Genomic DNA, 25,671 nt, shown 5'->3' with positions numbered 1-25,671 from the left:
TTGCTCCTATGCAAACTTCTTTTGGTCTAGGAGTAAAGTTGTTTTTCAATGGATGCAAACTATAAATGCAAGTTTTGTTTTTATAAATGAAACTTGCGTTTATAAAAACAAAGCTTGCATTTATATGATCAGAATTTGCGTTTATAGTTTCCGTACTATCGGAAATAACTTTACTATTAGACGAAAGTAACTTTACTCCTAATGAAACAGAACTTATCTATTAATAGATTGGAGATGAAGTAGTGGGTTACAATGACTAGTCAACTAAATTGAAAAAGAACCACTAGAGTAAGGACGATACAGCATTCAGAGAGAAAAATTCGGTGAAAAGAAGAGCCTTCACCCGCTACCATCGATGAATAAAGGGTTTCGACGAAAAGGTGAAAGGTGAACCCCATGTTTGAAAACTTATTGCGTGAGGCGTAAAAGAATCTGTCTCTGATGGCACGTCCTACCAAGTTACTTTTTAATCTTTCGTAATTGATAACTTTTAATTCGTTTTTGTGGTTTTTTATTTTTATAATTGCTAATATACTACTATATTTGGCACAATTTTGTTAATTAGAAATAATCTGTAAAACACTTCCGTGAAACCTGAAAGTAATGACATAGACAGAATTATAAACAGTGATGAAGCGGCTTTTTGCCGTTTTATGGAACGTTATTCTTCACGTCTATATCATTATGTTTTTGCTTTGATTGGTCAAAAGGAACCGGCTGAAGAGGTTGTAAGTGATGTTTTCTATGAGGTTTGGAAAAACAGAAAAACCTTGGGTGGTATAGAAAATATGAATGCCTGGATACAGACGATTACTTATCGGAAAGCTATTTCTTATTTGAGGAAGGAAACGGGAAAAACTGAATTATCGCTTGACGGTATAGGGGATTTTATATTTGCTCCTATCCAGTCACCTGACGAGGCGATGATTAGTAAAGAGGAGATGGAGAAAATAAACAATGCTATCCAACAGCTACCACCTAAATGTAAACATGTCTTTTTCTTGGCGAAGATAGAAGGGTTACCTTATAAAGAGATTGCAGACATATTAAATATATCTGTGAAGACTATCAATAATCATATTGCTTTTGCTTTAGAAGAAATTGCTAAAAATCTGAATCTGGTTTTGCGTAAGAAATGATAGAAGGTATACTGTTAATTGTCTGTATTTTAATGGCTTAATTGTTTAAAAGAGCTTCTTGCTATTTTTACTTTTCGAGAAAAATAAAAAAGGTTCATTTTTAACTAGGAGATTTTTTTTAATGTTGCGTCTTTATTTATAAAACAACATTAAAGAAGATTATGGACTTAAAAGGATACCATTGCCTTGCTGATTTATTTGGTAAACTGAATTCTCAAGAAAAGCTTGAGGATGATTTTACTACTATACCTGAAGGCGGGAAACTGAAATTCTTTTGGGAAAAATGCGGGCATGAAAAGATTGATGCTTCTTCTATAATAGAGCGAACCAAACAAAAGATCCGGAGAGATGTAATGAGGCGTCGAAGAAATTATTTCTTAGTAGCTTCTGCTTCTGTCGCAGCTTCTATTTTAATTTGTATTTCAACCATCCACTTCTTAACTCATAGTGAAAACACTAATTTAGATTTTCAGGCTATTGCCGAACAGATGGACAGCCAGTCTGTTGAAGAAGTGACTCTTATCACTGCTAAAGAACAGCTCAATTTGGATGAGGATGCTTTTGTTACCTATTCAAAAGAAGGAAAGGTTACTGTTAATTCTAAAGTAATAAGAGAAAAAGAGGAAAAGAAAGTAAAGGCCGAACCGGAATATAACCAGTTACTTGTTCCTGCAGGGAAAAGAGTGCGGGTTGAACTGTCTGACGGAACCCGATTGGTTGTCAACTCTCAATCAAAGGTGATTTATCCTTGTCGTTTTAATGGAGATATTCGTAAAATATATGCCCAGGGAGAGGTGTTTCTGGAAGTTGCTCATGATAAGCAACACCCTTTCATTGTAGAATCTGAAGATTTCAAATTACGGGTATTAGGTACGAAGTTTAATATTTCAAACTACAAGGGGAGGGCAACTAATATTGTATTGGTGGAAGGTTCTGTTGAGGTGACCGATAGGAATGAGAGAAAAGCGCAACTGGTACCTAGTGATTTGCTGAATATAGCCAATGGCGCAATTGCCTATCAGAAGCAAGTGGACGTAGCCGAATATATTAGCTGGGTGGATGGTGTCATGTTGTTAAATGGTAATGATTTATCTCATATCATTCAGAAGTTGAGTATTTATTATGGCATTCCTATTCAATGCGATCCGATGGTAGGTAAAGAAAAGGTTTATGGAAAACTGGATTTGAAAGATGATATTGATGAGGTGATTGAATGTATCCGGCAGACAATCCCTATTGAAGTAGAAAAAAGTGATACTAGTATATACTTGAGTAAATAATGACAATTTAATTAATCTTATAAAACCAATATAGCCTATGAGAAACAGATAATACTATTCATGATACACAAAAAAATCGGATAAATATTGGCGTATTTACCCGATATTAATTCCTTCGTTAAATCAATAAATCCAAAATTGTTAACCTAAAAAGAAATTTTTATGGTAAAGAAAAGTATTTTTTTACACTTAAAGAAAAGACTTAAGCTTTTTTGCATTATAAACGTCTTTTTTATGATTCCATTTTCTTCATTCGGTGCTAATTCTATTAGTTGGAATTCCGAAGAAGATCTATTCTCAGTACAGTATGAGAATGCTACAGTTAAAGATATCTTAGATTATATCGAGAAACATAGTAAGTACATATTTATTTATTCAGAGAATGTGAAAAAGAATCTGAATAACAAAGTCTCCATTTCAGTTTCCAATAAGAAAATAGATGCTGTATTAAATGAGCTGTTCTCAAAAACGGGGTTGAATTATAAAATGTCGGGAAGACAGATTACGATTTCAGTGCCGGAACAGGCTCCTGCGATAAAGCAAGTTCGAGGTTTTAAGATTGTGGGTAACGTTACCGATGAGAAGGGTGAACCTTTGATTGGTGTTTCAATCTTTATGAAAAAAGACTCTACGGTGAATGCGATAACAGATATGAATGGTGCATATAGCATTGCTGTGCCGGATAAATATGCTGAACTTTCCTTCCGCTATATCGGCTTTGTCCCGAAAGATGAAAAGGTCAATAATCGTAGAGTACTGAATGTGATAATGGTAGAAGATGTTGGTCAGTTAGATGAAGTTGTTGTTGTGGCTTATGGCGCACAAAAGAAAGAGTCTGTAGTGGGTTCTATCACAACTGTTGAACCGGCAAAATTGAATGTTTCTACTTCCCGTTCATTGAGTAACAATTTGGCTGGCACAGTGACAGGTGTGATTGGTGTGCAGCGTTCCGGAGAACCGGGATACGATAACTCTTCGTTTTGGATCCGTGGTATCAGTACCTTTCAGGATGTGGGTAAAGACCCATTGGTGCTGGTAGATGGTATTGAACGTAGCCTGAATAATATTGATGTAGAAGAAATCGAGTCGTTCTCCGTATTGAAAGATGCGGCTGCCAGTGCAGTGTATGGTGTACGTGGTGCGAATGGTGTGATTTTGATTAATACCAAGCGCGGACATGTGGGTAAGCCTCGGGTAGTGGTGAAATCGGAATTTGCGTTCACGCAACCGATAAAACTTCCCAGCTATATCGGGGCTGCCGATTATATGCAGTTGCTGGATGATGTATTGGATGATACCGGACAGTCTCCGATGTATGCCGACCGGATTGCCAAAACACGTGCGGGATATGACCCCGATTTGTATCCTGATGTAAACTGGATTGATGCTATTTCTAGAGACCATGCTGCCAACCAACGTATTACAGTAGATGTATCCGGTGGTTCGGAAAATTTGCGTTATTCGTTTGTGGCTGCGGTTTACAACGAACGTGGCATTCTTACACGCGACAAGAGCCTGGATTGGGATCCTACTATCAAATTGCAACGTTACAATGTACGTTCCAATGTTGACTTGAAACTCTCTCCCACCACTCAAGTTCGTTTTAATATCGGGGGATATCTTCAGGATCGTAACTCTTCACCTGAAAGTACGGACCAAATTTTCAGCCGTGCGTTCCGTTTCACTCCCTTCATGTTTCCCATCCGCTATTCATCCGGTGAGATTCCTGCTTGGCAGGAAGAGGGTAATCCTTGGGCAATGGCTACTCAGAGCGGTTTCGCCCGTTCCACTGCCAGTAAGATTGAGACGCTGTTTTCTCTGGAGCAAGACCTGAAATTTTTGACTCCCGGTTTGAAAATAAAAGGAACTTTCTCATTTGACCGTTATTCTACCGGCAAAGTGACTCGTTCCAAGAAAATAGAATATTGGAATGCCGCTAGCGGCAGAAACGAAGAGGGCGAATTGATTCTGGCCCAAAAACAACAAGGTGGTAACTTCTTGGGTACTTCCAAATCGGCAGAATATGGTGACAAGAGTATCTATATGGAAGCCAGCCTGAATTATGACCGTACCTTTGCTGACAAACATGCCGTATCTGCCATGCTACTCTTCAACCGTCGCCATTACGATAAGGGGGAATCGCTGCCTTACCGTAATCAGGGATTGGCCGGACGTGCTTCATATACCTACAGTGGAAAGTATGTAGCCGAATTCAATTTTGGGTACAACGGTACTGAAAACTTCGCCAAAGGAAAACGCTATGGTTTCTTTCCGTCGGCTGCTGTTGGCTGGATTGTTTCGGAAGAACCTTTCATGCAGCCTTTTCGCAACACGATTTCTAAATTGAAGTTGCGTGCTTCCTACGGACAGGTAGGTAATGCTAATCTGAAAGGACGTCGTTTCGCCTATATATCCACTATCCTTGATCAATGGAATGATGTGCCTGACTTATACCGTTGGGGGTTGGACGGAGATTATGGACGTAATAACATGGTAGAGGGCGACTTCGGTATTCCTGACTTGACTTGGGAAATTGTAAACAAAGCCAACGTTGGCTTGGAACTGGGTCTGTTCAATGGTATGGTAGACCTTCAGGTAGATTTTTTCGACGAACGCCGTAACAACATCCTTGTAGAGTTGAACTCTATTCCTGCTACCTCCGGTTTCTATAGGAACCCATGGGGCAACCGTGGTAAAGTGAAGAATCAGGGAGCGGAAGTAACGTTGAATGTCAACAAGCAAATCGGCAAAGATTTCTTTATCGGTCTGATGGGTAGCTTCACTTATGCCCATAATGAAATCATCGACAAAGATGAACCTTTGGGAACCATTGGAACAACTCGTGCTGAAACCGGTCATCCGGTAGGGCAGATTTTCGGCTATGTCCACGACCGTTTGTTTACAGAAGATGATTTTAAAGATGTGGAGAACGGAGTTTTGAAAGATGGTGTTCCGAAACAAACTTTTACAGCAAAAGTTCGCCCGGGTGATATCAAGTATGTGGATCTGGACAAGAACGGATTTATCGATACTTATGACCAAATGGCTATCGGAGGTACCGAGAATCCGGAGATAGTTTACGGATTCGGAGTGAATTTACGCTGGAAAGAGCTTGACTTTGGAGCAATGTTTCAGGGTATTGGACGTACTTGGCGTATCCTTTCTTCAAATATTATGCCGGCATCCAATAAAGGCTCCATGTATAATATCTTTGATAACTATCAAGACCGTTGGACGGTGGATAACCAAAGCCAGGATGTATTCTATCCGCGTGCCGATTACGGACCGAATGCCAATAATAGCCAGAAGTCTACCTGGTGGTTGCGCAATATGAGTTTCCTGCGTCTGAAAAATTTAGAATTAGGATACTCCTGTCCGAAGAAATGGTTGCAGGGGTTTGTGATTTCCAATGCCCGTGTTTTCGTGCGTGGAACGAACCTGCTAACCTTCTCCAAGTTCAATCTGTGGGATCCGGAGCTGGCAACCGGTGACGGTGCTAAATATCCGGCTATGAAATCAGTATCAGTAGGTTTTGACATTACTTTCTAAAATAAATATGATATGAAAAACAGAATTATTACATATATATTATTGGGCGTTTTGGGTGTATTGCCTTTAACTTCATGCTCTGATTATCTGGACAAAATGCCGGATGACCAGCTGACATTGGAGAATGTATTTTCCAACAGGGGCAATCTGGAACGTTGGCTTTCCTATCTCTATTCTGTAATGCCGGAGTTTTATATTTATGACGGTCCGGACGCCATTGGTGACGAACTTGCACCTTCTGTAGGGTGGGAGTCACAGGGATTTAAGGCGATTCAGTATCAGAATGGAAACTGGACGCCTATCAGTCCGGGAGTAGTGACTTATTGGGATAAGTATCCAAAGGCAATTCGTCAAGCATACACTTTGATTAAATATGCGCATCCTTTGTCCGATGTATCTGAAAAGGAGATTAATTATATGAAAGCGGAGTGTCGTTTTTTCATTGCTTACTACCACGCTATGATGGCGATGACGTACGGAGCAGTTCCTATTATTCGGGAAGCGGCTGTAGAACTATCGGGGGAATCTTTATTACTGAAACAAGAACCTTTTGATGTTGTTGTAGACTGGGCGGCTAACGAGTTGTTGGAAGCTTCCCGACAGTTACCCGCTTCTTATGACGAAGCCAATAAATACGGTCGTATCACTTCACTGATTTGTCTTGCTATGCGTGCCCGTTTGCTGACGTTTGCTGCCAGTGATTTGGTGAATCCTAGTCCTGGGAAAGATATGGATCCTGAAATGCAGGCTATGACTAATGTAGATGGAGTGAAAATCTTTAATTCCACTTTCAATGAAAATCATTGGAAACGGGCAAAAGACGCCAATAAACTGCTGATTGAAGAAGCCGAGAAAGCGGGACACGCTTTATATAAGGAATATTTGTCTGATGGAGTAACTATTGATCCGTTCCTTTCTTATCAGAACATGATGATGCTTCGTTATAAGGAAGGCAATACGGAAATTATTTTCCCGCGTACTAAGGATAATGCAGGTTGGTTTGACGACCAAGCTCTTCCTCGTGGTGCTGGTGGGTCTGGTTCGCTAGGTGTTACTCAGTTGCTGGTGGACGATTTCTTTATGAAAGACGGTAAAATGCCTATCTTAGGATACAACAATAGTGGTGAAACACAAACAGCCATTGTTGATTTGGAGTCCGGATATAGTGAAACAGGTTATTCTACAGAAGATGATGTGCGTGCTACTAATTGGCATTATGCCGTAGCCGGTTCCAAAGCTAGTGGAGACCGTCATGTCGTTGCTCCAAAGAATACGTTCAATATGTATTGTAATCGTGAACCTCGTTTCTATATTTCGGTGGTCTACAACGAACAGTACCATTGGGGGAAAGGGAAAGCGACCAACTTCTTTTTTAATGGTGAAGATGGGCAGCCGTCGCACGATAACCCGTCAGCCGGTTACCTGATTCGGAAGCATGTTGATCCTACTTTCGTTCATTCAACGAATACCGGTAGCTATAAGTCGCGTCAAGGTATTCTTTATCGCCTTGCTGAAGCCTATCTGAGCTATGCAGAATCAGCACTCGAGTATAGTATTGCTAAAGGTACTTATGATGCCGACAAGACAGATATTGTGAAATACATTGATAAAATTCGTGAAAGAGCCGGCATTCCGCAATATGCAGCAGGAGAAAAAAAGCTCGGAATTCCTACCGACCCGGAAGAGATGCGTAAACTGATTCGTCGTGAGAGAAGAGTTGAGATGAACTGCGAAGGTGGTTTGCGCTGGTTCGACCTGCGTCGCTGGAAAGAGGCGGAGAATGTGCTGAATGGTAACTTCTATGGTATGAACATGCTGGCTGAAAAGGGGAATAGAGATGAGTTTTATAAACGTGTGCGTTATCAAACTCGTAAGTTCAAAAGTTATTGGTGGCCGATACCTCAGGATGAGATAGACAAGAATCCGAACTTGAAACAGATGCCGGGTTGGATGAATTGATTAACACTATAAAATCAATAAGAAATATGAGAAACAAACTATTTTATGCATATCTGCCATTGGTAGTACTGTTTATCCTTGGCGGATGTAAAGATGATAAAGAAGCTGATTTGACATGGCTCACCAACCCCGGTGAGAAGATGGAACTGACTGTTTCGGCTACCGATATAGAATTAGATAGGGACAGACCGAATGAAGTGGCGGTGAGTTTTGAGTGGACACCGGCTCGTGAGATGCCCGAAGACTATGCTATCTCTTATGTGACTAAAATAGATATTGAAGGACACGAGTTTGAAAGCTGTGTACGTGTTGATGAGGACTATGGAGTATTTAATAAGAGTTATACCACTGAAGAGCTGCAAATGTTGCTGGTGGATAAGTGGGGACAGAACTACTCCAAAGTGGTGCCCGTGCAGTTTCGTGTCATTGCAAAATGGGAGGGTGGTCCCCGTTATGCTATGCCCGAAGTGCGTACTGTTACTGTAAATGTGCGTCCTTACCGTCCATTGGTATGGGAAGCCAATCGCATTGTTCTTTCCGGAACTTCTACCGACAATGATAAGCTGGTAATGAGCAAAACCATGGAGAATGAGTTCCAATATGCGTTTGTACAAGATTTAGTGCAGGGTGAGATGGGGATTGCTTTGGAAACAGAACAGGGTGAATCTTATATCCAACTGGCAGAAGGCGTTAACAACTGGGTAGACGGTGAAGAGGTAGATGTTGTATTGGGAGATGAGCCTGCGATGCTGAATTTGCCTAAAGACGGAGAATATCGTGTAATATTGAACACGGAAACCCGGAAACTGAAAATTTACTCACCGGATAAGAAGCTGGAACCATATAAGGCGCATTTTAAGGATAAACTTAATGGATGGCATGATGTAGATGTTACCAACCTTTGGGCATATGGCGACATTACCAAGTGGGGGAATGATCTGAAGGGCGGCGGCTTCAAGCCGAGTTTGGTCGATCCGCAACTGCTTGTCGGCAAGATTTCATGGACTTCCGCTTGGGGAGGCGGTTCGGATAAGAAAGAAAACGGTAAGTTTGTTCTTGATGTTCCGCATTTCGAAGGCGGTTATCCCGGTGGTCCCCATTTCTCATGGTGTCTTGTTCCTGTAATTCCTGACGATATACTTGCGCTGGACAAGAGTGATAGCCGATGGAAATACAAGCAAGAGTTGAAACTGAACACCTGGACACCTATCCATGCGGAAAGCGAAGCTCGTGAACAGTATCGTGAAGCTATGTTCACATGGTACATGAGACCGTTGCTCACCATCGTCGACTTAAGAAATATGCGGATATACATGAGCGAATATTAAAGTCATTTACTGAAGAGGGTGTGCCTGCCCTGTTTTTAGGGCGGCATATCCTTCTTTTTAAAGAATAATTATATGAGAATGAACTGGAAACGAATAATGATGCCTTTGGGAGTGTTGCTCTTCGGGGCTATGGTAGCAATTGCCTGCTCGGATAGTGAAAGTGAAACGGGAAATACCGGTGATGGGGATTTGCCTGCCGAGAATGTAACGGTGCGGATTAACCCTAATAAGACACGTGTTCTTCGGAATCCTCTGAATGGCTGGGTACTGTATCTGGCGCGTGAGAAAAACGAGACATTTTGGGAAGAAAGAGGCTATGACCACATGTATGTACCCGATCTGGCAAAATACGTAAAAGTCTCCGATTACGCTTCTTCCTGCTACTTGCGTACGAATTGGAAGACATTGGAGCCCCAAAAGGGAAAATATGCTTGGGATGACCCTAGCTCCGATATCTCACGTATCATTAAAAGTGTACATGATAGAGGATTACGTATCGCCTTGCGTGTACTGGTGGATGGGCGCGACCAAAAACAGAATACTCCTGAGTTCGTATTCGATGAAGGCTGTAAATGGTATAATACAGCAAACAATAAGTGTCCTTATCCTGATGACCAAGTGTTCCAAAAGCACTATGGAGAGTTTATCGAGGCTTTTGCCCGCCAATACAATGACCCCGATAAGGTAGATTTTATTGACGGTTACGGATTGGGTAAATGGGGAGAGTCGCACGCTATGATTTATGCTAACGATGGAAATAAGTTTCAGGTAATGGAGTGGATTACAGCGTTGTATGCACGTCATTTCACGAAAGTGCCTCTGGTGATCAACTATCACCGTATGTTGGGCGATACTTATCAGGATTCTTGGCAGGAAACAGTGCCGCCTGATGCGGAGCCGTTGCTGAACATAGCCCTCAATAACGGATACATCCTGCGTCACGACGCTTTTGGTATGAGTGGCTATTATAAAGATTGGGAGAAAAATATTGCCTTGAAATACAGATATAAGCTTCCTATCATTATGGAAGGTGGATGGGTGACCGACACGCACCGTTATTGGTATTTCGATGATGCTTATCGTTATCGGGAAGGTCATCCCGAAGATGTCCGCAAGGGAGAGTTTGAAGATTCCATGCTGGCATGTGTCAATACGATGGACTTCCGTTTGGGTGAAACGGAATCATGGTTTGAAAAAACGTTCTCTTATGTACAGCGTTTTATAGCGGAAGGCGGTTACCGTCTCTATCCGGACATGGTTTCTTTGCCTGTTTCGGCAAATGGTGGTCAGGATGTTACTGTTGTTCACCGCTGGCGCAATATGGGTTGGGGATATTGTCCTACTAATATCAGAACTTGGAATCAGAAATATAAAGTGGCTTTTGCATTGCTGAATGATAATAATGAAGTGAAAAAGATATTTGTGGACGAGCAAACCGACCTGTCGACTTGGCTGAAGGAAGCCCCGACTACTTATACCACCAAGTTGAATCTGAAAGGCGTTTCTGTTGGTGCCTATTCATGGGCGGTAGGTTTGGTGGACGTTACCAAAGACAATGAAATCGGACTCGAAATGGCCGTGAACAAGGATGCCAACCTACTGGATTCCGGTTGGTTGAAATTACAGACACTTACGGTAAAATAAGTAAATACGTATAATGAGTTGTATGATTAAAGGTAAAATGAGATCAGGACTTTTGATGCCTATATTTTTAGGGTCGTTTGCGCTTCAAGCCGCTGCCATAAGCGGCGGGTCGGATGCCGGAACCTTGAAACAGAACTTGGCACGGGATAACAAGATAATAAGAATAGAACCAGACAGGCAGCGCTTGTTGCGTAACCCACAAACCGGCTGGGTGCTTTATGCCACCCCCGGTGTGAAGGAAGATTTCTGGGAGAAGTGTGACAATATGCAGGTACCCGGTGTGGGAACGGTAAAGGTGTCCGATTATGCCCATACTCTTTATATCCGTACCAGTTGGAGGAAGTTGAATCCTGAAGAAAACGTTTATGGCTGGAATACGGATCCCATGCTGAAAATGCTGATTGAGGGAGCACGTGCAAGAAAAATGCGTCTTGCTTTCCGGGTGGTGGTCGACAGCCGTGATAAAGGCTATGACTTTACGCCCGACTTTGTGCGGGAGGCTGGTACGAAGGGCTTCGTGTGGAGAGGAAGATGGTCACCTTATCCTGATGACCCTATTTTTCAAAAGTATTATGAAAAATTCGTTTGGGCTTTAGCCAAAGACTTTGGCAATCCTGACGAGGTGGACTTTATCGACGGAACAGGTCTGGGAAAGTGGGGCGAGTATCACACTACGCTTTATTCTACGGGAGATGAAAAGCCCCGTAAACCTGTACTTGACTGGCTGGCAGACTTGTATCTGAAAGCATTCAGAGACGTTCCGGTTGTCATCAACTATCATCGTTTTGTGGGTGCCGGTAAGGACTGGGACGATAATAAGTATGACCTTGACAGTGAGTTCTTGCTTGATGAAGTAGTTGAAAAAGGATATTCTTTGCGTCATGACGCATTCGGTATGGGGCTGTATTATGATGAATGGGAACGTGACTTTGCCAAGAAATATTTCGGCGTTCGCCCCATACTGATGGAAGGCGGATGGATTACAGGCAAAATCCACAGCTTTTGGGTGGATCCCCGCAATTATCGGAAGGGACATCCCGAAGATGTGCGTCAGGGAGAATTCGATGATAGTAAAGAGGCGCGTGTCAATATGATGGACTTCCGTGTGGGTGAAACGGAATCGTGGTTTCACAATACATTCCCTCTTGTGCAACGGTTTATTTCGGAAGGCGGCTATCGTCTCTATCCGGATATGATTTCTTTACCTACAGATGTGGCAAAAAATCAGAAACTTCGGATTATACACCGTTGGAATAATCTTGGCTGGGGATATTGCCCCACCAATATTCCGCAATGGAACCAAAAATATAAAGTGGCTTTCGCGCTGATGGACAGTCGGAATAGGGTGCAGAAGGTGTTTGTGGACAAACAGACAGACTTATCCAAATGGATGCAAGGCATCCCTGCAGTTTACACTTTTGATTTACGTCTCAAAGGAGTAACTCCGGGGAGTTATTATTGGGCAGTGGGGCTTGTTGATACTACCAAGGATAATGCGATCGGCTTGGAAATGGCTGTGCCGGAGAACATGTTGAATGCCGGATGGGCTAAATTACAGGAAGTAACCGTAAGGTAACAGGCAATCAGCTACTTGATGGGGTTAACGAAAGGTTACAGGATTCGTGTACCTTGAAGAAATAATAATAACTTTTTAGCCATGAAAAAACTATTGATAGTATTGGCCTTGGCCTGTACTCTGTCTTCTCTTTATGCACAGAAAACCTGCTATAGTGAGTTGAAGGGAGATACATTAGTGATTGGAAATGAGTGTATTGAACGAAAATTCATTTGGAATGACGGTAATCTTGTCACTTATAGTCTGAGCGATAAGGCAAACCGGAAAACAACTTTCACGGTAAAGCAGGCACCGGACTTCTTTATCTCCAAAGATACCCGGGAAGCTTCCAAAGGAGCTTGTCGGGTAGAAAAGGTGGCTGCGACTGATATTCATCCGGCCTACTTGAAGACGATAGTTACATTCTCTTTGGGAACATTGGATATACAACGGATTTATCGTATATATGACGGTTGTCCGGCCATAGCATGTGACACTTATCTGAAAGGGAGTGTTAACAGCGTTTTTGGCGGACGGGAAGAAAATGCGGCTGACCGGAAAAACATCGAGTTCGTTGAAGACATGAAATCCAAATCCGTTACGGCTATTTTGGATCAATTATATCTTAAAGGGCAGCATTGGCATGCCAAGGCTGTTGAATTTTGGGATGTGACAGATTGGAACAACAATTTGTTGGCAGAGAGGGATGTTATAGCCTATCGTAAAAACAGTTATCGGGGGAATTTGCTCTTTGTTCGAAACGGGGAAGAAGGCACCGGCTTTTTCTTTCTGAAAGAATCCCCTTGTTCCAGTGTCCAGTTAGCCTATAAAGGTGCTGATTTCATCGCAGAATTCGGAAAATTCATGATTACAGGACTGGGAATTACTGAAAAGAATATTCAGGAAGATACATGGACAAGAACATATAGTTGCGTCACAGGGGTATATGGCGATGGTGAATTGCAGGCACTGACAGCGCTCCGCAGTTACCAGAAGAATATTCGTCGTCATTTCCGGAATCGTGATGAAATGGTTATGATGAACACTTGGGGCGACCGTAGTCAGGACACAAAAGTCAATGAGGCATTTTGCCTGCAAGAGTTGGAACGTGCCGCAAAACTGGGAATCACTCATTTTCAAATAGATGATGGATGGCAGGTGGGCAAGAGCCCGAACTCAGCGGTAGCTAAAGGTTCTTTTAAGAATATCTGGGACAATAAGGACTATTGGAAACCGGATCCTGTCAAATATCCCCGCGGATTGGCTCCGATAGTAAAGAAAGGAAAGAAACTGGGCATTGAAATTGGTTTGTGGTTTAATCCGAGTGTGCAGAATGATTTTGTCGACTGGGAGAAAGATGCCGAAACACTGATAGGATTGTATCGTGAATATGGTATCCGTATTTTTAAGATTGACGGATTGACTATTCCTACCAAGAAAGCGGAGATTAATCTCCGGAACTTGTTTGATAAAGTATTGGCGGAAACGGATAATAAAGTCATGTTCAATTTGGATGCGACAGCCAGTCGGCGGGGAGGTTATCATATGTTCAACGAATATGGAAACATCTTTTTAGAGAACCGTTATACGGATTGGCAGAATTACTATCCGTACTGGACGCTTCGCAACCTGTGGATGCTGTCCAAATATGTTCCGGCAGAGAAATTACAAATCGAGTTTCTGAATAAATGGAGAAATACGGAGAAATATGGAGATGATCCGTTTGCCCCGCACCGATATTCTTTTGAATATTTGTTTGCGACCACTATGGCGGGGCAACCATTGGCATGGTTTGAGGCTTCCAACTTGCCGGAAGAAGCATTTGGCATTAGAGACTTAATGGAGAAGTATAAGAAAGTGCAGTATGATTTCCATCAAGGAACTATTTTACCGATTGGTGAAGAGCCTTCGGGGCGCTCGTGGACTGGATTTCAGTCTCTTTGTCATTCAAAAAACGGTTATCTCCTTATTTACAGGGAAGATAATGCACGGGAGGAGACATGGGTGGAAACATGGTTGCCCGAAGGTGCAGAAGTTATGTGTACGCCGATACTGGGGAATGGGAAACTGATGGCAACGACTGTCGGCAGAAAAGGAACAATAAAAGTCTCTCTACCTGAGAAGAATGACTTTATGCTATATCGCTATGAAATAAGATAATTATCCTGTTTACAGGCCATATATATACAGCGTGGTGGGTATATAGATACACCACGCTGGATATATATACTCACCATGCTGGATATATATACTCAGTAACGTGAGCGTAAATCGTTGATAGTTAAGAATATTAATCTTATAAATAGATAATTTAATGCAAATCAGAAAAAAGACAATCGTGTGTATGTTGCTGTTTATCCTTTTTGTAGGGAATGCAGTAGCTCAAAACCTGATAACTAATGTATATGGTCGGGATATCCGTTCTTTAAACGGCAAATGGAATGCTATCATTGACTTGTATGACCAAGGTCGGGGAATGAAGGTATATAGAAATCAAAGTCCTAAAGGAAACACTGATTTCTATGAATATTCTTTTCAAGGAGGATTGCGGCTGAATGTTCCTGGTGACTGGAATTCACAAACGCCGGAGCTTAAATACTATGAAGGCACAGTATGGTATGCACGTCATTTTGATGCAAAGCGTTTGACACATAAACGTCAGTTCCTTTATTTCGGAGCTGTCAGCTATCGTTGCCGTGTTTATTTGAATGGGGCAGAGATCGGAAGTCATGAAGGAGGATTTACTCCCTTCCAGATAGAAGTGACGGACTTGCTGAATGAGGGAGAAAATTTTATTGCCATTGAAGTAAACAACCGTCGTACCAAAGATGCCATACCTGCCATGTCATTTGACTGGTGGAATTATGGCGGTATCACACGTGATGTATTATTGGTCACTACCCCACAAACTTATCTGGAAGACTATTTCATCCAACTGGATAAGGAATCTCCCAACCGGATGATTGCCAAAGTCGCTCTCTCGGACAAAAAGGCAGGTGAGAAGATTACGGTTTCTATCCCTGAACTGAAAACAAGCATTGATATGCTGACTGATGCCGAAGGAAAGGCTGAAACGGTATTCAATATAAAGAAGTTAGAACGTTGGTCGTCGGAGAATCCTAAACTTTATGAAGTAATCGTTTCCTCAGCCAATGATCGTGTAGAAGAACAAATCGGCTTCCGCAATATCACGGTGAAAGGAACGGATATTTATCTGAATGGCAAGCCGACATTTATGTGCAGCATTTCCTTTCATGAAGAAATCCCTCAGCGCATGGGGCGTGCTTTCTCGGAAGCAGATGCGGCGATGCTGCTGAATGAGGCAAAAGCGCTTGGCGTAAATATGATTCGGCTGGCACATTATCCGCAAAACGAATATACGGTGCGACTGGCAGAAAAGATGGGCTTTATCCTTTGGCAGGAGATACCTGTCTGGCAGGGTATTGACTTTACGAACAACAATACCCGTAAGAAAGCGCAAAGGATGTTGTCTGAAATGATAAAGCGTGACCAGAATCGCTGTGCAGTCGGATATTGGGGAATTGCCAATGAAACGCAGCCTTCCAAAGCACGGAATGAATTTCTTACCTCTTTGCTGGAAACAGGCAAACAATTGGATACGACCCGTTTGTATGTGGCTGCTTTCGATTTGGTACGTTTTAATCGTGAGAAGAAACGTTTTGTGATGGAAGATTCATTTACCTCACAACTGGATGTTGTAGCGGTCAACAAATACATGGGTTGGTATCATCCGTGGCCCATCGAGCCGGAAAATGCGGTATGGGAAGTAATACCGGATAAACCGCTGATTATATCGGAGTTTGGCGGTGAGGCATTATACGGGCAGTCGGGAGATGAAAATGTAGCAAGCTCCTGGAGTGAAGAATACCAAGCCCGGCTTTACAGAGACAATATCCGTATGTTCGACAATATACCGAATCTTCGGGGGGTATCTCCATGGATTTTATTTGATTTCCGTTCTCCGTTCCGTTTTCATCCGACCAATCAGGATGGCTGAAATCGTAAGGGATTAGTCTCGGATCAGGGAATACGCAAAAAGGCGTGGTACTTGATGAGGGAGTATTATAAAACAAAGTTTGGTGAGTAGAAATTAATTAGGATGTAATCTTAAATATCCATGAGACAAAATAGCTTTCGGTTTGTATGTTTGCTTTTTGGGCTTTCATTTCTTGGAGGAGAAATGAAAGCCCAACAGAAATCGGCCCATGAAACAGGGCTTCGCTCCAAGTCTACATCAGAACTTGCGGAACTGGAACAAGTTATCACAAAAGTAAATTATGATGAGAGTAAGGTGCCTGTCTATACGCTTCCTGATGTCCTGACCCTGACTAATGGCAGAAAAGTGACGACTAAAAAAGAATGGGTGGAAAAGCGGCGTCCGGAACTGCTCCGCCTGTTCGAAACTCAAATATATGGTAAAGCTCCAGTTCGCTCGAAGGACTTGCATTTCCGGCTACTGAACGAAGATAGAGAAGCTTTGGGCGGTTTGGCTACCCGTAAGGAAGTAGCCGTTTATCTCACAAAAGATGAGAAGCATTATCTGACAGTACTTATGTATCTGCCTAATCGGCGAAAAGGGACTGTTCCCATGTTTTTCGGAATAAATTTCAAAGGTAATCATGCCATTCACCCGGATGAGGGCATCACTTTCCCGTCAGAAGAGAGAATGATTGCTTATGGCAGAAAACGTATGTTTCCCCGGGGTAGTGCAGCTTCCAGATGGCCGGTAGAGATGTTGATGGAACATGGATATGGACTGGCCACTTTCTACCGTGGGGACATTGATCCGGATTTTGATGATGGTTTTCAGAACGGAGTTCATCCGTTGTACTACAAAAAGGGACAGACACGGCCTGCTGAAGATGAGTGGGGAACTCTGGCTGCCTGGGCATGGGGAATGAGTTGTGCGATGGATTATTTTGAAACGGATAAAGACATTGACGCCAAACGTATAGCCATCTTCGGACATTCACGTCTCGGAAAAACGACTTTATGGGCCGGTGCGATAGACCCACGTTTTGCTTTGGTTATTTCTAATGATTCCGGTTGTGGTGGTGCGGCATTGTCGCGGAGAAAGTTCGGAGAGACTGTACGGGCTGTGAACTGTCAGTTTACACATTGGTTTTGCCGGAATTTCTGGCAATACAATGATAAAGAAGACACTCTTCCTGTCGACCAGCATGAATTGATTGCTCTGATGGCTCCCCGTCCGGTCTATATTGCCAGTGCGGAAGAAGACCGCTGGGCTGACCCGAAAGGGGAATTTCTTTCCGGTGTATATGCCTCTCCTGTTTATGAGTTGTTCGGGCTGCCGGGATTGCCGGTAAAAGAAATGCCGGCTGTTAATCAGCCTGTATTGTCAGGCACTATAGGTTATCATATCCGTTCGGGAAAACATGATATTAATCTGTATGACTGGACGCAGTTTGTGAAGTTTGCCGATAAACATTTGAAGTAAGATCACTAATAGATATTTATATGAAGAACAAGTTTATAAAGTTAGTTTTTGTTGCATTTGCGCTGATAACCCAATTATCACCTTTGAAAGCGCAGACGCAGGAAATAGATTTATCCGGTAAGTGGGGATTTCAGACGGATGTGATGGATTTCCGGCGTGGTTCGTTAGATGTGCGTTATATACATCGTTTGCAAGAATCGATTGTCCTGCCGGCCATTACGGATGATTACAAGATAGGTTACAAATCTCCGTATCGGCATATTGACCGTCTGACCCGTGTATATGAATACATGGGGCCGGCTTGGTATCAACGTGAGATTGCTATTCCGAAGGAGTGGAAAGGGAAACGTATCTTCGTGTATTTTGAACGGACACATTGGCTAAGTTCCATTTATGTGGATACGAAAGAGGTTAGTAAGATTGATTATGTCAGTGTTCCTCATAATCATGAACTGACAGATTTTGTGAAACCGGGTAAGACACACGTTATTACCGTATGTATTGACAATCGTTATCAGTATGATACCCACAAATGGGATCATGCTCATTCCGAATTTACGCAAATCAACTGGAATGGCATATTGGGTGAAATGAAGTTAATGGCTGTAGACCCTGTGTACATTGATGATATGCAGTTATATCCGGATGTGTCAGGCCGTTCGGTAAAAGTGAAAATGAAAATACTGAATCATACTCATAAACCGGTTACCGGAAAAGCGGCTTTTACAATATCAGGCAATTCGTATGATTTGAATAAAGAGATAACCGTCAGTGGAAATGATTCTGTCTTTTATGTAGAAGATGTTATCGCATTAGGAAAGAATGTCCGGTTGTGGGATGAATTTACTCCCAATCTTTATACATTGCAATGTGACCTGACTATCCGTGCTGACAATGCAAACTATCAACATAGCCGTTCTACTACTTTCGGAATGCGTGAGATAACGGCGGATAAGGATAAAATCTATCTCAATGGTAACCGGATACACTTACGTGGAACAGTAGAGAACGCTGTCTTCCCTAAAACAGGCTATGCGCCGGTGGATGATGCGTCTTGGGAACGTGTGCTGACTATCCTGAAAGACTATGGAATGAATCACATGCGTTTTCATTCTTGGTGTCCGCCTGCGGCTGCATTTCGGGTGGCTGATAAATTGGGAGTATATCTTGAAGTGGAAATGCCGATGTGGGGAAAAGATGCTGAACCGGACGAAGCCCGTTATAATTTCTTCCGTCGCGAGCAGAAAGCCATTCTGAAAGAGTATGGCAATCATCCTTCCTTTGTTCTCTATTGCAATGGTAATGAGATTACCGGTAATTTTGATTTTATCGAAGAACTTACTCATTATGGACGTACCACTGACAGCCGCAGACTGTACAGCGGTTCGACGGCCCGTACCCGTGTCAAGTCCGACCAATTCTATATCACTCACCAGACTACCAAAGGTCACATGGCTATTTATGAAGGACGACCATCTACCGACTGGGATAAAAACAAAGAGTTGGGTATTGACGTACCTGTCATTTCCCATGAATCGGGACAACGCTGTATCTATCCTAATTTTAAGGAGATTCCTAACTTTACCGGCCCTGTACAAGCACGCAATTTTGAAGTGTATCGTGATTCCTTGAAAGCACATGGCATGTTGGATCAGGCAGATGATTTCTATCAGGTTTCCGGTGCGCAAACCGTACTCGAATATAAAGACGTGATTGAAGCTCAACTGCGTACTTATCTGAAATCCGGTTTCCAGCTTTTGTCTATTAATGACTTTACGGGGCAAGGATATGCGCCTGTCGGTATCCTCGATCCTTTCTGGAACTCTAAAGGACTGATTACACCGGAGAAGTTCCGGGAATTCTGTGCTCCGACTGTGGCTCTGCTGCGTTTTTCGAAACGTTCGTACTATAACGACGACGTATTCACAGGAAAAGCGGAAATCTATAATTATAGTCCCTCTGCCCTGAAAAACGCTAAGTTTAAGTGGTGGGTGACAGATGCGGACGGCAAGGTGCTGAAAAGTGGAAAGCTAAAAACACAAAATATCGGTAATCATGGTGTTTTTTCCGCAGGAGAATTTAGTTATGCACTTAACGGTATCACCGCTCCTCAAAAGCTGACTGTTCATTTATCGGTGAATAATACAATCAATAATAGCTGGGATATTTGGGTATATCCTCGTCGGGAACTGAAAGAACTGATGCAGTCTACGGCGGATGTTCTCTATACGACGGTATTTGACGACAGGGCTAAACAATTCCTTAAAGAAGGAAGGAAAGTTGTCCTATGCCCCATGCCGGCTAAGGTTATAGGGCGTAGTTCCAATTTCCATAATCATTTCTGGAATCCTATCATGTTCAAATGGAAACCGATGACACTGGGTTGTCTGATTCATACAGACAAGGCGATGTTCGACGATTTCATTACGGAAAAACACCTTGACTGGCAATGGTGGGACATCTTAACGCATGCCAAAGTAATCGAAATGGATGAGGCGCCACGTCAGTTGCGTCCGTTCATTCAGGTGATAGACAGTTATGAAACTAACCACAAACTGGGAATCGGTTTTGAAGCCAGAATAGGAAATGGGAAGCTGATGGTGTTGGCACTGGATACAAAGAAAGAAATGGAGAAACGGCCTGCCACTCAACAACTGCTGGTTAGTATCGACCGCTATGTGAAGAGTGACCGCTTCAACCCGCAAGTAGATGTAGAAGCGTCGTTTATAGAATCGTTCTTAAGAAAATAGGGAAAGAATGAGAAGTTTTAGTTTTATTCTAAGTCTTTTGTTTCTGACATCTGTATCGGCACAGGAAATACAGATGTCGGAGACGGCTTCTTTGGAGCAAATTTACGGAGAAGTGCAGGAGGCAGAGGAATTGCTGCCGATGAATGAGTTGGGACTTGAGTTCGGATACGCCCTTTATGAGGCCACAATCACGGCAGAGGAGGAGAACCCGGTATTGACGGTGGAAAATGTAAGAGACTATGCCGCCGTATATGTAGATGGAAAGTTACAGGGATGGATGACGGAAGAGAAGAAAGCAATCCCCTTACAGGTGCTTGCAGGCAAGCACACCTTGCAATTATATGCGGAAAATATCGGCCGTATCACCTATGGGCCGGAGATATTGGATAATTCCAAAGGGCTTTTTGGCAGTATCACCTTGTCGGATACGGAAATAGGGAATTGGAGAATGATTCCTTTGGCGGTACGCGATTGTGCAGTCGGTGAACTGACTTTCGCACCACAAACGGACGGTGGTCGCCCTTGTTTCTATAAAGGGACTTTTACAGTAGAAATCCCCGCTGATACTTATCTGGATGTCTCCGGTTGGGGAATGGGAGAAGTATGGGTGAACGGACATTATGCGGGCTCTTACTGGGAACAGAATGCGCAGCAATCTATACAACTTCCAGCAGAAACATTGCAAAAGGGAGCAAATTCCCTGACCGTTTTTGAACTGAAAAGTAACGGCAAGCGCACCATGCGCCTGTCAGATAAAGCTATATTTAATTAAATGAAAGAAACCATGATGAAAAAAAGGTTGATAGCGTGTGGGGTGTGCCTTTGGACGGCGTTTTGCATGCTTGAGGCGAGGAATGAGAAGCCTGCCGTATATAAAGACGCGAAAGCTCCGACGGAGAAGCGTGTGGAGGATTTACTCTTGCGCATGACAATGGAAGAGAAAGTGCTTCAACTGAGCCAGTATGTTGCGGGACGGAATACGAACGCGAACAATATTGGTGAGGAGGTGAAGAATATCCCTGCGGAAATCGGTGCGCTTCTTTATTATAGCACTAGTCCCCACCTGCGTAACAACATACAGAAGAAAGCTATGGAAGAGTCGCGGTTGGGGATACCTGTACTGTTCGGGCACGATGTGATTCACGGATTCCGTACTGTTTACCCGATTTCCATTGCGCAGGCTTGTTCGTGGAATCCGGCTTTGGTGGAGAAAGCTTGCGCCATGGCTGCCAGGGAAGCGCGTCTGGCAGGACTGGACTGGACGTTCTCGCCGATGATTGATGTGGCACGCGATCCTCGCTGGGGGCGCGTTTCCGAAGGATATGGGGAAGACCCGTATACGAACGGAGTTTTTGCTGTCGCTTCAGTGAAAGGATATCAAGGTAATAATTTGGCGGACGGGGAGCATATTGCCGCTTGCCTGAAACATTATATCGGTTATGGAGCTTCGGAAGCGGGACGTGACTACGTATATACGGAAATCTCTCCGCAGACTCTTTGGGATACCTATATGCTTCCCTATGAAATGGGAGTGAAGGCGGGTGCCGTTACCCTGATGAGTGGCTTTCATGATATAAGCGGTGTACCCGCCTCTGCCAATCATTATACGATGAGAGAGGTATTGAAAGGTCGTTGGAGTCATGACGGATTTGTAGTTTCGGATTGGGGTTCCATTGTACAGTTGATTTCCCAGGGAGCGGCGGAAGACCTGAAGGAAGCCAGCGAAAAAGCAATCATGGCAGGCGTGGATATGGACATGATGTCCCGCGGATATGACAAATACCTGAAAGAACTAGTAGGGGAGGGCAAGGTGCCGGTGGAGATTGTGGACGATGCCGTTCGCCGCATCCTTCGTTTGAAGTTCCGCCTGGGCTTGTTTGAGAATCCTTACATAAGAGAGACGACAGAAAAGGAGCGCTTCTTGCAGCCGGAAGATATAAAAATAGCAGAGAAATTGGCGGAAGAGTCTTTTGTGCTGTTAAAGAACAAGGAGAAACGTTTGCCATTGGCGGCGGATACAAAGGTGGCGGTCATAGGTCCGTTAGGTAAAAATCGCTGGAACTTGTTAGGCTCCTGGACTGCTCACGGCAAGGACGGTGATGTGGTAGGAATTTATGACGGGCTGAAACTGGAACTGAAAGACTTGTCACAACTGCTGTATGCCAAAGGATGCGACTTTGACGGTAAGGATGAATCGGGCTTTGCCGAAGCTGTCGCTACGGCCGGGAAGGCGGATGTCATCCTGCTTTGTCTAGGTGAAAAGCGGAACTGGAGCGGGGAGAATGCTTCGCGTGCTTCCATTGCCTTGCCGAAGATACAGGAGAAATTAGCGATGGAACTGAAGAAGACCGGCAAACCGATTGTGCTGATTCTCTCCAACGGACGTCCGTTGGAACTTTGCCGTCTGGAGCCGGTTTGTGACGCCATTGTTGAAATCTGGCAACCGGGCATTGCCGGAGGCAAACCGCTTGCGGGCATTTTGACAGGAAGAATCAATCCTTCCGGCAAGTTGCCCATTACTTTTCCGTATGCAACCGGACAGATTCCCATCTATTATAATCGGCGGCAGAGTGCCCGTCCTCATCAGGGCAAGTATCAAGACCTGACGATAGAACCGCTCTATGAGTTCGGACATGGATTGAGCTACACTACTTTTGAGTATGGCGACCTCAAGGCATCTGCTACTCAACTAAAAAGGGGAGATAAACTGTCAGTAGAAGTTGCGGTGACCAACACAGGCGACAGGGATGGTGCGGAAACTGTCTATTGGTTCATTACAGACCCTTATTCAACGATTACCCGTCCGGTAAAAGAATTGAAATATTTTGAGAAGCAAACGATTAGGGCCGGTGAAACCAGAACTTTCAGATTTGAAGTGGATTTATTACGTGACTTGGGCTTTATTGATGGAGACGGTAAACGCTTTTTGGAAAAAGGTACTTATTATGTACAAGTGAAGGATAAAAAGGTGAAATTGGAATTGATAGACTGAAAGTAAAGAATTGATAATATGAGAAAGATATTCTTGTTAAGCGCATACCTTTTATGCAGTGTTTTCGTGAGAGCGGTAGAAATCCCTTTCCAAAAGTCCGAAGTTAAGTCTATCATGAGAAAGGTTGCGGATTGGCAAATTGCCAATCCACATCCGGCTCCTGAACATGACGACCTGAACTGGCCGCAAGGTGCTCTCTATGTCGGTATGGTCGATTGGGCTGAATTGGCAGAGAAAGAAGACGGTGATGATACTTACTATAAATGGTTGACCCGTATAGGTCGCCGGAATTGCTGGCAGCCGGACAAACGGTTTTATCATGCTGATGATATTGCCGTGTCACAATCCTTTTTGGATTTATATCGCAAATATAAGGATGAAGAGATGATTGTACCAACATTGGCTCGTACGGAATGGATTATCAATCATCCTTCTAAAGGCAGTTTCAAATTAGTGGAAGGTGACTTGAAAACTTTGGAACGGTGGACTTGGTGTGACGCCCTCTTCATGGCTCCCCCTGTATATGCCAAACTGTATATGCTGACCGGAGACAAGAAATACATCAAGTTTATGAACCGTGAGTATAAAGCGACTTATGATTACTTGTTCGATAAGGAAGAAAATTTATTCTACCGTGACTGGCGCTATTTTGATAAGCGTGAAGCTAATGGCAAGAAAGTCTTTTGGGGTCGTGGTAATGGTTGGGTGCTTGGTGGTCTGGTTGAAATATTGAAAGAGTTACCTCGAAAAGACAAGAACCGCAAATTCTATGAGGAACTGTTTGTGAAACTGGCTACACGGATTGCCGGATTGCAGCATCCTGATGGCTTCTGGCACGCAAGTCTGTTAGACCCTGCTTCTTATCCGTCACCGGAAACCAGTTGCACTACTTTTATAGTTTATTCCATAGCCTATGGTATTAACGAAGGGTTGTTGGATAAGGTGACTTATCTTCCTGTGATGATAAAGGGATGGAAGGCATTGTTATCGGCAGTGGAACCGGATGGGAAACTAGGCTATGTGCAGCAAATCGGTGCTGATCCGAAGAAAGTGACTCGTGATATGACGGAAGTTTATGGAGTCGGCGCTTTCTTGATGGCGGGCAATGAAATCTATAAAATGGCAAGATAATTTGTGTCTTTATGGAGAAGAACTGTAGCAAAACTAAAAAGCTCGTTCTGTAAGGTCCAGATGGTAGCTGTTAAGTGTGGAAGAGCTATATCAAACTCCGTTTTCCGAGTGATGATATAGCTTTTCTCATTGTTGGGGGAAAATAGGCTAATTGATAAAGAAAGTTAATATTATGAGACTTGACCTATATAATACATAAGAATTCTGCGCCTGTCAATATATAAAATAGTAATCTAATTAAATGGAAGACCTGGAAAGAGAACTTTTGTTGATTTCCAAAGGGGATGAACTGGCTTTTAACAGTTTTATGAACCGATATTCGAAGAGGTTATACTATCACGCTTTTGGTATCCTTAGTAATAAGGAAATGGCGGAAGAAGTGGTAGGCGATGTTTTCTTTGAAGTGTGGAAACTACGTAGTACGCTTTTGGAAATTGCCAGTATGTCGAGTTGGTTGAATACGATTGTTTATCGTAAATCAATCTCTTATTTGCGTAAAGAGGTGAAGAGTAATCAGGAGATCTCTTTTGAGGAACTTCAGAATTTCTCTTTCCCTGATATGCAGACTCCGATGGATGATATGCTTTCGCGTGAAGAGATACAGTGTTTGAATGAAGCAATCAATAGTTTGCCGCCCAAGTGCAAGCATGTATTCTTCCTGGCAAAACTGGAACAAATGCCTTATGCGGAAATTGCGCGTATGTTGCAAATTTCACTTCCTACAGTGAACTACCATATAGGGTATGCTATGAATGCTTTGCGAAAGAGACTTGTAGGCGGGTGATTCAGAAAAAAACAGCACTGAAAGAAAAAAAGTGGAAATTAAACCTATAGATAAATTCAACCTCTGCGTCTTTATAAATAG

At 43.1% G+C, this 25,671-nt stretch carries 14 protein-coding genes and 1 pseudogene; all 15 read left to right on the top strand.

Translation table 11 applies throughout. The features are described 5' to 3' along the window. Nucleotides 1-587 precede the first annotated feature (587 nt). Complete coding sequence (locus tag N5O98_RS03370) at nt 588-1,139, top strand: RNA polymerase sigma factor (RefSeq protein ID WP_004311175.1); 552 nt, start codon at nt 588-590, stop codon at nt 1,137-1,139. A 161-nt stretch (nt 1,140-1,300) separates the two neighbouring features. Then, nucleotides 1,301-2,419 (top strand): FecR family protein, encoded by a 1,119-nt coding sequence (locus N5O98_RS03365; RefSeq protein WP_004311176.1) that lies wholly within the window; start codon nt 1,301-1,303, stop codon nt 2,417-2,419. Between the two features lie 162 nt (nt 2,420-2,581). Beyond that, complete coding sequence (locus tag N5O98_RS03360; RefSeq protein ID WP_032849369.1) at nt 2,582-5,968, top strand: TonB-dependent receptor; 3,387 nt, start codon at nt 2,582-2,584, stop codon at nt 5,966-5,968. 12 nt (nt 5,969-5,980) lie between these two features. After that, complete coding sequence (locus tag N5O98_RS03355) at nt 5,981-7,927, top strand: RagB/SusD family nutrient uptake outer membrane protein (RefSeq protein ID WP_004311178.1); 1,947 nt, start codon at nt 5,981-5,983, stop codon at nt 7,925-7,927. A gap of 26 nt (nt 7,928-7,953) precedes the next feature. Continuing rightward, on the top strand, nt 7,954-9,255 hold the full coding sequence (locus tag N5O98_RS03350; protein WP_050428039.1) for a SusE domain-containing protein: 1,302 nt from the start codon (nt 7,954-7,956) through the stop codon (nt 9,253-9,255). Between the two features lie 72 nt (nt 9,256-9,327). Continuing rightward, on the top strand, nt 9,328-10,899 hold the full coding sequence (locus tag N5O98_RS03345; protein ID WP_004311180.1) for a hypothetical protein: 1,572 nt from the start codon (nt 9,328-9,330) through the stop codon (nt 10,897-10,899). Between the two features lie 37 nt (nt 10,900-10,936). Beyond that, nucleotides 10,937-12,475: a DUF4832 domain-containing protein gene (locus N5O98_RS03340; protein WP_374938877.1), complete on the top strand. Its 1,539-nt coding sequence runs from the start codon at nt 10,937-10,939 to the stop codon at nt 12,473-12,475. An 81-nt stretch (nt 12,476-12,556) separates the two neighbouring features. Beyond that, on the top strand, nt 12,557-14,614 hold the full coding sequence (locus N5O98_RS03335; protein WP_004311182.1) for an alpha-galactosidase: 2,058 nt from the start codon (nt 12,557-12,559) through the stop codon (nt 14,612-14,614). A 154-nt stretch (nt 14,615-14,768) separates the two neighbouring features. Continuing rightward, nucleotides 14,769-16,562: pseudogene (locus N5O98_RS03330) on the top strand (glycoside hydrolase family 2 protein). A gap of 93 nt (nt 16,563-16,655) precedes the next feature. Continuing rightward, entirely contained in the window at nt 16,656-17,933 is a 1,278-nt protein-coding gene (locus N5O98_RS03325) for an alpha/beta hydrolase family protein (RefSeq protein ID WP_004311184.1), read from the top strand. 20 nt (nt 17,934-17,953) lie between these two features. Continuing rightward, nucleotides 17,954-20,683 carry a sugar-binding domain-containing protein gene (locus N5O98_RS03320; RefSeq protein WP_004311185.1) on the top strand — a complete coding sequence of 910 codons (2,730 nt, stop codon included), beginning with the start codon at nt 17,954-17,956 and terminating at the stop codon, nt 20,681-20,683. 7 nt (nt 20,684-20,690) lie between these two features. Beyond that, nucleotides 20,691-21,455: a hypothetical protein gene (locus tag N5O98_RS03315; RefSeq protein WP_004311186.1), complete on the top strand. Its 765-nt coding sequence runs from the start codon at nt 20,691-20,693 to the stop codon at nt 21,453-21,455. A gap of 15 nt (nt 21,456-21,470) precedes the next feature. Further along, nucleotides 21,471-23,675 carry a glycoside hydrolase family 3 N-terminal domain-containing protein gene (locus tag N5O98_RS03310; RefSeq protein WP_032849403.1) on the top strand — a complete coding sequence of 735 codons (2,205 nt, stop codon included), beginning with the start codon at nt 21,471-21,473 and terminating at the stop codon, nt 23,673-23,675. Between the two features lie 18 nt (nt 23,676-23,693). Continuing rightward, on the top strand, nt 23,694-24,806 hold the full coding sequence (locus tag N5O98_RS03305) for a glycoside hydrolase family 88/105 protein (RefSeq protein WP_004311188.1): 1,113 nt from the start codon (nt 23,694-23,696) through the stop codon (nt 24,804-24,806). A gap of 241 nt (nt 24,807-25,047) precedes the next feature. Continuing rightward, nucleotides 25,048-25,590 carry an RNA polymerase sigma factor gene (locus N5O98_RS03300; RefSeq protein ID WP_004311189.1) on the top strand — a complete coding sequence of 181 codons (543 nt, stop codon included), beginning with the start codon at nt 25,048-25,050 and terminating at the stop codon, nt 25,588-25,590. The last annotated feature ends 81 nt before the right edge of the window (nt 25,591-25,671 follow it).

This window comes from Bacteroides sp. LFL-34, assembly GCF_027257075.1.
GTDB lineage: Bacteria > Bacteroidota > Bacteroidia > Bacteroidales > Bacteroidaceae > Bacteroides > Bacteroides ovatus.
Note: the sequence above shows the minus strand (reverse complement) of the source record. Positions and strands in the feature narration are given on the sequence as shown.

What these genes read in the sequence shown, in the direction of transcription:
- N5O98_RS03350 (WP_050428039.1), top strand. Translation starts at nt 7,954, where the DNA reads ATGAGAAACAAACTATTTTATGCATATCTGCCATTGGTAGTACTGTTT.
- N5O98_RS03355 (WP_004311178.1), top strand. Translation starts at nt 5,981, where the DNA reads ATGAAAAACAGAATTATTACATATATATTATTGGGCGTTTTGGGTGTA.
- N5O98_RS03310 (WP_032849403.1), top strand. Translation starts at nt 21,471, where the DNA reads ATGAAAAAAAGGTTGATAGCGTGTGGGGTGTGCCTTTGGACGGCGTTT.
- N5O98_RS03340 (WP_374938877.1), top strand. Translation starts at nt 10,937, where the DNA reads ATGAGATCAGGACTTTTGATGCCTATATTTTTAGGGTCGTTTGCGCTT.
- N5O98_RS03300 (WP_004311189.1), top strand. Translation starts at nt 25,048, where the DNA reads ATGGAAGACCTGGAAAGAGAACTTTTGTTGATTTCCAAAGGGGATGAA.
- N5O98_RS03325 (WP_004311184.1), top strand. Translation starts at nt 16,656, where the DNA reads ATGAAAGCCCAACAGAAATCGGCCCATGAAACAGGGCTTCGCTCCAAG.
- N5O98_RS03335 (WP_004311182.1), top strand. Translation starts at nt 12,557, where the DNA reads ATGAAAAAACTATTGATAGTATTGGCCTTGGCCTGTACTCTGTCTTCT.
- N5O98_RS03305 (WP_004311188.1), top strand. Translation starts at nt 23,694, where the DNA reads ATGAGAAAGATATTCTTGTTAAGCGCATACCTTTTATGCAGTGTTTTC.
- N5O98_RS03320 (WP_004311185.1), top strand. Translation starts at nt 17,954, where the DNA reads ATGAAGAACAAGTTTATAAAGTTAGTTTTTGTTGCATTTGCGCTGATA.
- N5O98_RS03315 (WP_004311186.1), top strand. Translation starts at nt 20,691, where the DNA reads ATGAGAAGTTTTAGTTTTATTCTAAGTCTTTTGTTTCTGACATCTGTA.
- N5O98_RS03345 (WP_004311180.1), top strand. Translation starts at nt 9,328, where the DNA reads ATGAGAATGAACTGGAAACGAATAATGATGCCTTTGGGAGTGTTGCTC.
- N5O98_RS03365 (WP_004311176.1), top strand. Translation starts at nt 1,301, where the DNA reads ATGGACTTAAAAGGATACCATTGCCTTGCTGATTTATTTGGTAAACTG.
- N5O98_RS03360 (WP_032849369.1), top strand. Translation starts at nt 2,582, where the DNA reads ATGGTAAAGAAAAGTATTTTTTTACACTTAAAGAAAAGACTTAAGCTT.